This window comes from Ralstonia pickettii, assembly GCF_030582395.1.
In the GTDB taxonomy this organism is placed as follows: Bacteria; Pseudomonadota; Gammaproteobacteria; order Burkholderiales; family Burkholderiaceae; genus Ralstonia; species Ralstonia pickettii_D.
Genome location: NZ_CP104381.1, coordinates 2713276 through 2726313 on the forward strand (window position 1 = coordinate 2713276; position 13038 = coordinate 2726313).

Below are 13038 nucleotides of genomic sequence, written 5' to 3' on the forward strand. Positions count from 1 at the left end.
CTCGCGCGGTCGGCTTTTTTCTCCTCGTCCCGCATGGCAACTGCGCCACAAGCTGCGCCACGTTTGGCCGCCCGCTGTCCCAACTGTCAAACCGCATTCCGCGTTGTCGCCGATCAGCTGCGGCTGCGCGGCGGACTCGTCCGTTGCGGGCGCTGCAATCACGTCTTCGATGGCCGCGATCATCTGATCGAACTGGGCGCCGTACCCACGCCTGCGGTGCCGGCGGCCGAAGCACCGCAGCCTCCGCAATCGCCGAAACCCACCGCTCGCGTAGCGCCACTCTCGCCGCCGGTCGCTTCCGAATCCGAAGCGCCCGCGGTGCCGTCTGCCCCAGAGGACGACCACGGCTTCGGCATGACGCTGATCTGGGAAGAAGATGTTCCCGACGAAGGCATCGCCGAAGTTCATCTGGGCGAAGTTGAAGGCGCCACGCCGGCAGCGGACGTGCCATCCACCGCACCCGACACGCGTCCACTCCCCGATGAGGCGCAGATCGAGCCCGCTGTCGAGCCAGCCGCTGAACCAGCGCAGGAGACACGACCGCCGGAACCCTCCGCTCCGCCCGCCGATCCATTCCACGGCCTGCCGCCCATCCGCGACCTCGAAGACGAGGAAGACACGTTTGCCGCCGCTGTGCCCAAGCAGCCGTCGGCAGATCTGCCGGTCGAGCCGGCCATCGTGCCCCCGGCGGCTCCGGTGGCGACCGCATCTGCACCGGTAGCCGTGGCCTCCCTGAAGCCAGTGGCGGAACAGCACGATTCGGTCTGGATGCGCCACGAAACCGATCCGCACACGCTGTTTGCGCCGGTGCCGCGCCGCCAAGGCCACGCACGACGCACGCAAGCCGAGCCGGCGGGCCCGACGCCGCAGCGCACGCTGACCGGCGCACCGCGTCCGCGCAAGGTGCGGGGGCCGAACCACGGTGTCTCTGCCGCGACACTTGATTTTTTGCGTGCCGCGCAAGCCCGCGAGCACACGCGCAAAACAACCGGACGCCGCGCACTGGCGCGCATTGTGATCGGCCTGCTCGCGGTGGCGGCCGTGCTGCAACTGCTCTTCCTGGCCCGCGCCGAGATCGCCCGTCGCGCGCCCTCGACACGGCCGATGCTGGAGGCGATGTGCCAGGCGTTGCATTGCACGATTGCGCCACCGCGTGACCTCGATGCACTGCAGATCGAATCGTCGCAACTGCAGCGGCAAGAGGGCGATGCCTCCGACCAGTACGTGCTCACGGCTACGTTGCGCAATCGCGCCGGTGGCCCCATCGCCCTGCCGGCCATCGAGCTGGTGACGACCGACCTGCAAGACCAGTTGCTCTCGCGCCGCGCGTTGCTACCCAGCGACTACCTCAACCCGAGCGACAGTGCATACAGCAAGTCAGGGCTGCCCGCCCGCGCCGAGCTACCGATTCGGGTACGATTCCAGTCCCAGCGCCCGACGGCCAATTACCGGGTCCTGATTTTTTACCCCTGAGTTTTCACCCCTGGCCTAGAGCCGCTAACAAGGTCCTGCCGGCGTGGCGCGCCGACCCCGGTGCAGGCACGGTCTTGTTAGCGGCTTTTCCCCAACACGCATCAAAGGAAGGAGTAACACCATGGCAAACGTGACCCTTGGCGGCAATCCGATCGAAGTCGGCGGCCAATTCCCGACCGCGGGCTCGAAGGCCCCGGCATTCACGCTGGTCGGCGCAGACCTGAAGGACGTCTCGCTCGCTGACTTTGCCGGCAAGCGCAAGGTCCTGAACATCGTGCCGAGCCTGGACACCCCGGTGTGCGCCACCTCTACGCGCAAGTTCAACGAAGCCGCCGCCAAGCTGGATAACACGGTCGTGTTGTCCATCTCGGCCGACCTGCCGTTCGCAGCTGGCCGCTTCTGCACCACCGAAGGCATCGCGAATGTGAAGCCCCTGTCGACCTTCCGCGACAAGGGTTTCAAGCAAGCTTACGGCGTCGACATCACGTCGGGCCCGCTGGCTGGCGTCACCGCCCGCGCTGTGGTCGTGCTCGACGCCAACGACACCGTCCTGTACTCGCAACTCGTGCCCGAGATCAAGGACGAGCCGAACTACGACGCCGCCCTGGCTGCGCTGAAGTAAGCTGAACTGACTGCATCGAGACCGGCGTCCGGTCTCTCGTTCATCGCACGGCCGTCCACTGGGCGGCCGTGTCATATCTGGAGTGCTTGAATATGGCCAGCGTGATCTGCGGCTCGGTTGCCTACGACACCATCATGACGTTCGACGGACACTTCCGCGAACACATCCTGCCCGACAAAATTCACATCCTGAACGTTTCCTTCCTGGTACCGACCATGCGCCGGGAGTTCGGTGGCTGCGCAGGCAACATCGCCTTCACGCTGAAAATGCTGGGCGGCGAGCCCATCATCATGGGCACGGTCGGCCAGGATGCGGGTCCGTATCTGGACTACCTGAAAAACCTCGGCATCTCGACGGCGCATGTCACGGAGGTTCCGGATACGTTCACCGCGCAGGCAATGATCACGACCGACCTCGACAACAACCAGATCACCGCGTTCCACCCCGGCGCGATGAGCCATTCGAGCATCAATTCGGTCAAGAACGCGCTGCCGGCAAGGCTTGGCCTGGTGGGCCCCGACAGCCGCGAAGGCATGCTGCACCACGCGACCCAGTTCGCCGAATCCGGCGTGCCCTTCATCTTCGATTTGGGCCAGGCAATGCCGCTGTTTGACGGCGCCGACCTGCGCCACTTCGTTGAACTCGCCAGCTACGTCGTGGTCAATGACTACGAAGCGCAGGTCATGCTGTCACGCACGGGCTACAGTGCGGCAGAACTTGCGCAGCGCGTCGAGGCTTACATCGTCACGCGCGGGGAGAAAGGGGCGGAGATTTACGCCGGCGGCAAGCAGTACACTATCCCGGTCGTGCCGGCCGAACGTGTGGTCGACCCGACCGGTTGCGGCGACGCATTCCGCGGCGGCCTGCTCTACGGCATCGAGAACGGCCTGGACTGGGACACCACCGGCCGCCTCGCCAGCCTGATGGGCTCACTCAAGATTGCTTGCCAAGGCCCGCAGAATCACGGCCTGCCCGTCGACGAAATTGCGCGGCGCTTTGAATCCGCTTTCGGGTACCGGTATCAATAAGGAACGAACATGAAACCCATCTATCGCATCGGCGCCGCGACTCTGCTGGTCGCCGCCCTTGGGCTGCAAGGCTGCGCCATGGGCACCAATTCCAACAGCGCTTACACCTCGGGTCAGGCGCAGCGCGAGCAGACCGTGCGCTTCGGTACGGTGGATTCCGTGCGCAATGTCGTGATCGACCGTGAACAGACGGGCGTTGGCACCATTGCCGGGGGCGCGATCGGCGGCATCGGTTCGGCTGCCGCCATCGGCCGCGGCAACGGCTCGGTCGCAGCGGGTGTGCTCGGTGCGATTCTCGGCGGCGTGGCAGGCAGCGCGCTCGAAGGTCAGATGAACAAGCGGCCGGGCCTGGAAATCACCGTCAAGCTCGACAACGGCGAGTACCGTGCGATCACGCAAGACGCGGACGAGGCGTTCCGCCCTGGTGAGCGCGTGCGCCTGCTCTCATCGGGTGGCGTGACGCGCGTCACGCACTGATCGACGATACTCGGCCGATACACGAGGGGTTCACCGGAAATACCGCATCGGCATTGCGCCGGTGCGGTTTTGTTTGTTCGCGCGAAACGCAGGCGCGATGCGCGGGCAAGAAAAAGCCCGCCGGGGCGTGAGCCGATCGGCGGGCGGTGCAAGACACCAAGGCCTTGCGGACCGGATACGCGGTATCCGATCAGGAGGGCGCGACCTGCGCGCCGCTGTGGTCCCGGAGGATCACCGTCGTCAGAATGACTTACGGACGGTTGCCGGTCGGGAACGGCCATGCCGCAGCCGGGTTCAGCGCGGTCTTGGCAGCGGGTGCAGCAGGTGCAGCGGCCGGAGCAGCAGCGGGCTTGGCAACAGCCTTCTTGGCCGGAGCCTTCTTCGCTGCAGGCTTGGCAGCGGCCTTCTTGGCAGCCGGGGCCTTCTTGGCGGCAGCCTTCTTCGCAGCAGGCTTGGCAGCAGCCTTCTTGGCAGCCGGAGCCTTCTTGGCTGCAACCTTCTTCACTGCAGCTTTCTTGGCCGGAGCCTTCTTGGCTGCAACCTTCTTCACTGCGGCTTTCTTGGCCGGAGCCTTCTTGGCTGCAACCTTCTTCACTGCAGCTTTCTTGGCCGGGGCCTTCTTGGCTGCAACCTTCTTCACTGCGGCCTTCTTGGCGGGGGCCTTCTTGGCAGCGACCTTCTTAGCTGCGACCTTCTTGGCCGGGGCTTTCTTAGCGGCCGGAGCAGCCTTCTTTGCAGCAGCCTTCTTGGCGGCCGGAGCCTTCTTTGCAGCGGCCTTCTTGGCCGGGGCCTTGGCGGCCGGTTTCTTCTTAGCAGCAGTTGCCATGGGAAACTCCTTCAAGATTGGGTATCGAACTATCGAGATTGAGCAACCCGACCGGCCCGATCCCACGATGCATTGGCACCGCCAGACCAACCGAGCGAGCGATTCATCGGCGCGCCACCAAACGGCAGTCGCACGCTAATGAATTCGGTAGGAAGATCTGCAGCTTGCGCGGTGAACACACGCAGCAAGTTACACGCCCCGGCCGCGCGCACGAACGCAGCCACAGTCGGCCAGACAGAATGCATCCGGCGAGTCTTCATCAATTGAGAGGACCGGGGCATCGTGGCCACACCGGTCGAAATCTGATCTTGCGCGAATCGCTGCGTAGACCGCAAAGCCGCCTGCAGCGTGACTTTACGGACAGCGAAAAACTGGAGAGCGCGCGTTTTCTTTTGGGGGTAGTACGCCCATCCCGACGGGGGGATCGCAGAGACGGCACCGAGTTCAAACAGCCCTGTCGGCGTGGCGTGCATCAAAGTGGTTACGCTCCTCGACTACCTTTCACTTGCCGCTTGGAACTTCATCGTCGTTGATCGCGCGAAGGTCCCTTGCATCGAAGTCAACGTCTTGTCAAGGCGAATCATAATTCGTTTGCGCAGTGATGTTAAGAGATTTATGCAAAAAGCGCCGTGAGTTTTGGTGAAGGATTGCGCTGCGTCTGTGCGTCGCTGCGATTCGCATCGCGCATGCGCGCAGATCGATGTCGAGAAGGCGCATTTTCTTGCGTCGTAACATCACGTTGCGGCGTTGCTCCACGTTGACACGCGTGTCCCGCAAACCCAATGGTTATGCCGGTTTACAGCAACACACGATGTTGCGCGCGCGCGCCTCATGATCAGATGCACGTGCATCGCGCGCTTTCGCCAACATCGTGCGCGACGACGCGCGCGCTGCGCGATGCGTGTCGAAAAAAACGATGCGTAGATGCGACAGCGCGTGCGAATTTTTCGCGCTCAACACGTCGATGCGCACGCGATCGGTGCGATCGACGCGTGCATATCGACGTGCGGAGCATGTCGTTCGACGCTGCCGATACATCGCGCTCACCTTCGATCGGTACCGTGCGATATCGATGCCATTACGAAGACCAACAGCATGCGTGGAGCTACCGCAAATCGCGTGCCGCTCATCCCGTGCGAGCGGATTGCGATGGAGCAGAAGCATCGCTGCGTGCGTGAGCGCGACTCGAATCCGCGCGTGCCCGATTGATGTCGACGCGCGCGACGCCGACCTCGGATCGTGACGATGCCGATCTGCGTGCGCGCACGACATCGAAAAGCGCGACTCGCTCCACGCTTCTCGCGATGGGCCATCCCGGGAAAACCCTGCTCAGCCCCTCGCTGAAAAGTGCATGCGATCGCGTTTGAAACGACGCTGTTTTGCGACGATAGAAGGATTGTTCTACGGCAATCCAGAGCCTATTTTTGCTGCGGCCCCATCGCCCGAAGAAAGGCTTGCGTTGGCGCTTTTTTCCGGACCGATTGCACAAATTGCTGCGAGCGCAAATCCGGGTGTCAGGTTGGCGCTGATTGTCATGCCATTCGGTTTCACTTCACGATCCGCTCACCACATCAGCACGGCATCGATCGCGCGGTGTGGCACGAGCCTGCGCGTGGCCCGTGACAAGACAGGGAGGTCGTCGCCAACCCCACATGGCTGACGACGACAAACCCGACGAGCAAAGAGCGCAAGACAGAAGGGGTCCAACGAGCGTTCTGTTCTGAGTAGTGGAGGCACAAGATGCGCGATCGAGCGTTCTTGTCGAAATCGAATCCGCCGAAGCGCGGAGTATTCCTGCGGTGCGTGCTGGCGACGGCATCGCTCGCCATGTTGGCCGGTTGCGCGAATTCGGGCAGCGGCGACATGGGAGCGTCGCTTGGCGGCGGCGGCAATTCGCAATCCAAGCCGGCGATCACTGCATCGACATCGCCCACGTGGTCGAACAACAACGGCAGCAATGCAACGGGTGGCACCGGGTCGACCGGCAGCACGCCCATCGCGACGCTGACCGGCCCTGTCGAGCAGGTGACGACCACCACCATCACCGCCATCGTGCCGCTCACCAGCACGCTGACTTCCGCCACGCAAACGCTGGGCGCTGCCACTGGGCTGGGCGCACCTGTGAGCAACGTGCTGGCGACGCTGGGCGGCGCGCTTGGCAGCGAGGGCCGCACGATCACGACGGCCGGCAAGGGTGACGGGCTGGTGTCGACGTTGGGCAACACGGTGGGTGCGCTCGGTTCGCTCACCACCGGGTTGTCGACGATGGTCTCGCCGACGGCGCCGTCTGCAGCCGGCAGTGCGTCGGGTGGTGCGCCGGGTAGTGCGCTGACCGGTGCCCTCGGTGGTGTGCTTGCGCCGGTCACGACGGCAGTCGGTTCGCTGACTGCAGGATTGCCGGGTGCTGGTGCGCTCGGTTCGGTTGGCGCGGTCAGCAGCGGCGGTTCGGCTGCGACGGGTCCACTGGGCGGATTGGGCGGCGTCGGCACGACGGTTGGCGGGTTGGTTGGCGGTGTGCTGTCGGGTGTGGCATCCGGCGCGCATCACTAGCCACCGCTCTGTAAAACTTTCTTTGCATTCGACGGCAAACGCAGGCGAATGCTACCCGCTGGACGCCAGATGCGCGTTCTTCTGGCCCAGCGGTGACACGCGGTACGGGCCGCGCTTACAAGGAGACTCACCATGAAGATTCAGAACCCGCTCCACGCTTCTTCTTCCGATTCGTCCCCCATCGTTTCAGCGCAGCGCACGCTGCTGGCAGCGGCTGCGGTGGCGGTGCTGACGCTGGCCGGTTGCGCCTCGGGCGGCAACCCGAACGGGGATACGACACCTTCATCGACGGCCAACAACAATCCGGGCGCAGTGCCGGTCGGCAACGTCGCCGGCGGCGGCGGCAACGTCGTCACGCAGACGGGCAAGACCGTCAGCGACCTGGGCACGACCATCGGCACGGCGCCGGTGCCTGTCGTCGGCGGCACGGCAGCGCAGAAGGATCTGGGCGCGACGGTCACCTCCGCCGGCAACACGGTCCAGACATTGGGCGGCGGTATCGGCAATGGGCTCGGCAAGATCGGCTCGACGCCCGACCCGGTCGGCTCCACGGTGCAGAGTTCGGGCGACGTGATCCGCTCCGCTGGGGTGACGGTCGGCAACGCAGGGCAGACCGTCTCGGATCTGGGTGCCGCCGGCAGCCCGCTGGCGCCGCTGAATCCGGTGACCTCGCCAGTGGGCAGCGGTGTGTCGGCGCTGGGTCAGGTGATGCAGGGTGCTGGCGGGCTCGTCACGATCGGCACGTCGAGCGGCCCGGTGCAACAGATCACGCAGCAGACGAGCAACGCGATCGTGCCACTGTCGTCGCAGCTCGTGAACGGCACGCAGACGGTCGGCAGCACGACGATGCTCGGCGGGCCCCTGGCCGGTGCGCTGAATACGGTTGGCGGCGGCCTGCAGAGCGCCGGTGCGCAAGTCGGCGCGGCCGGCGGCAATCCGCTCACGCGTGACGTGGGCGGTGTGGTCGGCGCCGTCGGCGGCACGGTGGCCAGCGCCGGCGGCCTGGTCAACGGCGGCAGCGGCGGCGGCTCGACAAATCCGCTGGCGCCGATCACAAGCGCGCTTGGCGGTGGCCTCGGTGGTGGCAGCAATCCGCTCGCCCCGGTGACGGGTGCGCTGTCGGGCGGCGGCAGCAACCCGCTGGCGCCGGTCACGAGCGCACTGACCGGCGCTGCCGGCAGCGGCAACCCGCTCGCCCCGATCACGAATGCGCTGGGTGGCGTTACAAACGCCGCCGGCGGCTCCGGCAGCAATCCGCTGTCACCCCTGACCGGTGCGTTGAGCGCGCATTGATCCCAGCGCCGGCATCACCGATCAGCCCTCACCAATTCTTTTGACTGACAACAAGGAGACTCCACGATGCAACATACCCCCCATGCTCTCGCGCGCCTGGCTGGCGCACTGGCCCTCGCACTGGCAGCTGGCAGCGCCTTCGCGCAAGCCACCCCCGCCGGCACCTGGAAGACCATTGACGACAACACGGGCAAACAGAAAGGCGAAGTGACGATCGTCGACAACGGTGGCACGTTCACGGGCAAGGTCACCAAGATCCTGGTGCCCGGCGACGAGAACAAGACCTGCACCAAGTGCACGGACGACCGCAAGGACCAGCCGATCAAGGGCCTGACGATCCTGACGGGCCTGAAGCCGAACGGCAACAACAACTGGGATGGCGGTCAGATCCTGGACCCGGAAAACGGCAAGGTCTACAGCGCCAAGATGTCGCTGTCGGAAGACGGTCAGAAGCTCAATGTGCGCGGCTTCCTGGGCATCAGCCTGCTGGGCCGCACGCAGACCTGGATTCGCGAGCAATGATCCCCTGCCGATAACAGAACTTCCCAACGCGCGGCGGTGCCCCTCCCTGTGGGTGGGCGCCGTCTCTTCGGGCGCCGGTGCAAGCCGGCGCCTTCTTTTTGCGGAAATCCGCACAGTGCGCGCGCGGTCTCTCTCTATTAAAGAAGACGTCTCCCTCGCCGTTACACCGATGCGGAGTCGTCAAACAATAAGTGGAGAAAACGCGACATGCGACAGTGGACACTCAAAGCGAAACTGCGCCTCGCGCTGGCCGTGATGTGGCTGGGGTTGATCGGCGTCGGCATCTGGAGCGCGATGGAGACCCGCGCCACCATGCTCGAGGAGCGCAAGGTCGGGCTGCAAAACCTGGTGGACGCTGCGGAAGGCGTCGCCAAGCTGTATTACGGCCGCGCGCAATCCGGCGCCATGAGCGAAGCCGATGCCAAGAAAGCCGCACTGGCGACGCTGGCGACCATGCGGTTCGGCACCACGGGCTATCTGTTCGTGGTCGACTCGCAGTTCATTTTGCTGATGCACCCGACGCTGGCGGACATGGTCGGCAAGAGCACCGCGGGCTTCAAGGACCCGACCGGCAAACTGGTCTACCCCACCATCGTCAACGCCGCCAAAGACAAGGGCTTCGGCTTTGCCGAATACCAGGGCCGCCTGCCCGGCAGCGAAACGGCATTGCCCAAGATCGGCTACGTAAAGCACTTTGCTCCGTGGGACTGGAACCTCTCCAGCGCCGTCTTCCTGCAGGAAGTCGACGCGGCATATCGCCATTCACTCGTCGCGAACCTGATCGTCATTCTGCTGGTGGGCGGCGCGGTGTCGCTGGCCATGTCGCTCATCATCCGCAACGTGCAGCGCGGACTGGGCGGCGAGCCGGGCTACGCCACGGAGGTCGCACGGCGCATTGCCGGCGGTGATCTGGCCGTGCAGGTCCAAACCCGCGCCGGCGACCGTGACAGCATGCTGGTCGCCATGGCGCAGATGCAGCAGCAGCTGACCGGCACCATCGGCCATATCAAGACATCGGCGGATTCGATTGCGAGTGCCACCAAGCAGATCGCAGCCGGCAATGCCGATCTCTCGCAGCGCACGGAAGAGCAGGCTTCGTCTCTGGAAGAAACCGCGTCGAGCATGGAAGAACTGACGAGCATCGTGCGCCAGAACGCCGACAATGCCCGTCAGGCCAGCACGCTGGCGGTCAAGGCGTCGGACATCGCTGCCAAGGGCGGCGAAGTGGTCGGCCGTGTGATCGACACCATGGCCGGCATCAACGAAAGCAGCAAGAAGATTGCTGACATCATCGGCGTGATCGAAGGCATCGCGTTCCAGACGAATATCCTGGCGCTCAATGCTGCCGTGGAAGCGGCGCGCGCCGGCGAACAGGGCCGCGGCTTTGCCGTGGTGGCCGGCGAAGTGCGAAACCTCGCGCAGCGCTCAGGCACTGCAGCCAAGGAGATCAAAGAGCTGATCGGCGATTCCGTCGGCCGCGTGGAAAACGGCACGACGCTGGTGGCCGAAGCGGGCAGCGTGATCGATGAGGTGGTGATCGCCGTGAAGCGCGTGACCGACATCATGGGCGAGATCAGCTCGGCCTCCGACGAACAAAGCGCCGGTATCGAGCAAGTCAACCAGGCCGTCACGCAGATGGACGAGGTGACGCAGCAGAACGCCGCGCTGGTCGAGCAGGCTGCGGCCGCTGCGCTGTCGCTGGAAGAGCAGGCGCAGGTGCTGCGCGACGCGGTGGCGTCGTTCCGTACCGCCTGATCGCCAAGATTTCACGCCCCGTTCCCAACCAGGGGAGGGGCGCTGTGCCGTTCTCGGACGTGTCGCATGGTGCTATGCTGCCCGCCAGAGAACCGATAAAACATAGTTGGAATAGCCATGCCCGAGCGCAACCGGCCGCCATTCAGGGGCCTTCTTGGCGCGATTGCCGGGTCGACCACCAGCGTCTACGCCGCAGCAGGAGACACTGCCGGCGACGCCCATGAGCCGATGTCCGGCGGCCGCTCCAGTGCGGTGCGCGATGTCGCTGCACACGATCTTGCCAGCGATACCGCGCTGTGGCGCTTTGCGCTGTCCGCAGAGCACGGCGGCCGCGCGCCCCACCCCGACGCCGCCTTGCGCGACGACCTTTCCGTCCTGCGCATCCTGCGTCACCCCGACGGCCTGCGCCTGCTCCGGCAAGGATTGCGCGGCGCGTTCCCGGGGTCGGCCCTGCGCCTGACCACTTTCTGGCCTGACGAGCAACCGCACGCGTATCCGGCGCGTGCCGAATCACGCCCAGCGGAATTCGGCGATCTGCTCGTGCTGATGCGCCTGCGAGGCGCGGTGCCGACGCTCGATTGCCGGGCGCTGTTCCTCACCAGCCGCCGCATCGACCAGCCCGACGACGCGCTCGACAAGCACCACGCCCTGCCGCAGATCAACCTGTACGAAGGCTGGCCCGACTTCAACGTCTATGCGCGTTCGCCGATCAAGTCGCGCAATGCAACGTTCCTGGGCAAGTTCGACCTTTCGACCGAGCTGGATCCGCTGCGCCGCGTTGGCCGCGACCAGCGCCAGTGGCGCTACCTGACGCCCTGCACAGGCCTGCAGCAGCACGCGCAATGGCCCGGCGCCCGTCCGGCTTCACCACTGCAATGGCGCTGGCCTTCCGGCCCTCAAGCGGGCGGCGCTGCCACCTCTGGTTCGTTCACCGGCCTGCTGCGCCAGCTCGCACGGCCGGAAGGTCCCGGCGAAGACTGTTCCGCCGGCACCGACGTGCCGACATGGGGCCGCCTCATCAACAAGCTGCTCGACCACAGCTGGGAAGTCGCCCCGAGCCACGCGCTCAAGAGCGGCAACATCAGCTCGCTGGCGTTCTGGACGCGGCTGCGCGGCTTCCTGACGGCGGAATACCTGCTCGGCTCGCACTCGCTGCAGAAAGGCTTTGGCGCGTCGTTGCAGTTCGAGATGGCGAACGGTCTGCAGGACATCGCCCGCGACGACTGGACCGCCACCACCGGCTTCGACCCCGAAGACCTCGATGTGCCCGGCGTGCGCGGCACGCTGCAGCGTATTGCAGCCTCCAAACTGGCCGTCTTCGGCATGAGCGCCGAAGACCCGGCACCGCTGGCCGCCCCGCGCCCGCAGCGCGGTGTGACGCCGCGCCCCGATGGCGAACGCGAAGGCCAGCGCGTGTTGCTGATCGACGTGATCCGCCCCAGCGCAGCCACCCTGTAAGTTCGTCAATCCGATAAAAAGCGACGCCCGCGCCGCCGAGAACGCAACGATTTCTCGGCAGTGCGCGGCTATGCTGTGGCGTTGCCCTGCCGCACTTCCTGCCGTCGCCCCGCTGTCGCTTATGTCTCCCGCTGCTCCCGCCCCCGCTACTACCACGCCAACAACCTCCCCCTGGATGCCCATACTTGCGCTGATGGGTTCGATGGCCTCTGTGTGCCTCGGTAACTCGTTTGCCAAGACGCTCTTCCCGGTGCTGGGCGCAGCGGGCACGGTCACATATCGCGTAACGATCGGCGCGGCGATCCTGCTGGCGTTCTGGCGGCCCTGGCGCCTGCACCTGGGCCGCGCAGATGCCGGCCGCATTGCGCTGTACGGCGTCACCCTGGCGAGCATGAACCTGCTGTTCTATCTGTCGCTGCGGCGGTTGCCGATCGGCATTGCCATCGCCATCGAATTCACAGGGCCGCTGGTGCTGGCCGTGCTGCTGTCGCGCCGCGCGTTGGATTTCGTGTGGATCGGGCTGGCGGTGGTCGGCTTGCTCATGCTGACGGTGGCGGACAAGTCGGTCGGCCAGGTTGACCACCTGGGCGCTGTGTATGCGCTCGCCGCCGGGGTGTGCTGGGCGCTCTATATCCTGACCGGCAAGAACCTCGGCGGTCTGCACGCGGGCCAGGCGACGTCGCTCGGCATGGTCGTGGGCGCGTTGTTTGCGATTCCGTTTGGGGTGGCGCAGGCCGGATCGGCGCTGCTCTCGCCGTCGCTCATTTTGGCGGGGCTGGGCATCGGGCTTCTATCGAGCGCGATCCCGTATTCGCTGGAAATGATGGCGCTCAAGCACCTGCCGGGCAAGACGTTTTCCGTGCTGCTCAGCCTGGAGCCTGCCATTGGCGCGCTGGCTGGCGCAATCGTTCTGCACGAGCAGCTGACCGGGCGGCAGTGGGTGGCCATCCTGGCCATCATCGCCGCGTCGGCAGGATGTGCACTCACGGTGCGGGCGCCCAAGCCTTCGCCGGACCCTGCCGGCGTCGCCTGAC

General features: G+C 65.4%; 12 protein-coding genes. 10 read left to right on the forward strand and 2 right to left on the reverse strand.

The features are described from left to right. Positions 1–33 precede the first annotated feature (33 nt). The 4 genes from N5B55_RS13140 to N5B55_RS13155 all read left to right on the forward strand — a co-directional run bounded on the left by N5B55_RS13140 (position 34) and on the right by N5B55_RS13155 (position 3600). Complete coding sequence (locus N5B55_RS13140) at positions 34–1473, forward strand: DUF3426 domain-containing protein (RefSeq protein ID WP_304538399.1); 1440 nt, start codon at positions 34–36, stop codon at positions 1471–1473. A gap of 121 nt (positions 1474–1594) precedes the next feature. Next, entirely contained in the window at positions 1595–2095 is a 501-nt protein-coding gene (gene tpx / locus N5B55_RS13145; RefSeq protein WP_027680357.1) for a thiol peroxidase, read from the forward strand. Positions 2096–2187: 92 nt separating this feature from the next. Continuing rightward, positions 2188–3123 (forward strand): carbohydrate kinase family protein, encoded by a 936-nt coding sequence (locus N5B55_RS13150; protein ID WP_178961038.1) that lies wholly within the window; start codon positions 2188–2190, stop codon positions 3121–3123. 9 nt (positions 3124–3132) lie between these two features. Beyond that, positions 3133–3600, forward strand: a complete 468-nt coding sequence (locus N5B55_RS13155; RefSeq protein WP_009241557.1) for a membrane protein — start codon at positions 3133–3135, stop codon at positions 3598–3600. A gap of 250 nt (positions 3601–3850) precedes the next feature. On the opposite strand, the gene N5B55_RS13160 is transcribed toward N5B55_RS13155, so the two are convergent. Next, positions 3851–4426, reverse strand: coding sequence for a histone H1-like DNA-binding protein (locus N5B55_RS13160; RefSeq protein ID WP_004632965.1), 576 nt, complete (start codon positions 4424–4426; stop codon positions 3851–3853). Positions 4427–5212: 786 nt separating this feature from the next. After that, the gene (locus N5B55_RS13165; protein WP_139111010.1) at positions 5213–5398 is read right to left on the reverse strand and encodes a hypothetical protein; all 186 of its coding nucleotides are present in this window, start codon (positions 5396–5398) and stop codon (positions 5213–5215) included. Between the two features lie 768 nt (positions 5399–6166). On the opposite strand from N5B55_RS13165, the gene N5B55_RS13170 reads away from it, so the two are divergent. The 6 genes from N5B55_RS13170 to N5B55_RS13195 all read left to right on the forward strand — a co-directional run bounded on the left by N5B55_RS13170 (position 6167) and on the right by N5B55_RS13195 (position 13037). Continuing rightward, positions 6167–6976: a collagen-like triple helix repeat-containing protein gene (locus N5B55_RS13170; RefSeq protein WP_178961041.1), complete on the forward strand. Its 810-nt coding sequence runs from the start codon at positions 6167–6169 to the stop codon at positions 6974–6976. 132 nt (positions 6977–7108) lie between these two features. Next, entirely contained in the window at positions 7109–8269 is a 1161-nt protein-coding gene (locus N5B55_RS13175; protein ID WP_178961042.1) for a collagen-like triple helix repeat-containing protein, read from the forward strand. A 66-nt stretch (positions 8270–8335) separates the two neighbouring features. Beyond that, positions 8336–8791 carry a DUF2147 domain-containing protein gene (locus N5B55_RS13180; RefSeq protein WP_065856019.1) on the forward strand — a complete coding sequence of 152 codons (456 nt, stop codon included), beginning with the start codon at positions 8336–8338 and terminating at the stop codon, positions 8789–8791. Positions 8792–8998: 207 nt separating this feature from the next. Next, positions 8999–10546 (forward strand): methyl-accepting chemotaxis protein, encoded by a 1548-nt coding sequence (locus tag N5B55_RS13185; protein ID WP_065856021.1) that lies wholly within the window; start codon positions 8999–9001, stop codon positions 10544–10546. Positions 10547–10663: 117 nt separating this feature from the next. Then, a complete protein-coding gene (locus tag N5B55_RS13190; RefSeq protein ID WP_304538402.1) occupies positions 10664–12004 on the forward strand; it encodes a peroxidase in 1341 nt (446 codons plus the stop codon). A gap of 121 nt (positions 12005–12125) precedes the next feature. Beyond that, the gene (locus tag N5B55_RS13195; protein ID WP_304538403.1) at positions 12126–13037 is read left to right on the forward strand and encodes an EamA family transporter; all 912 of its coding nucleotides are present in this window, start codon (positions 12126–12128) and stop codon (positions 13035–13037) included. The last annotated feature ends 1 nt before the right edge of the window (position 13038 follow it).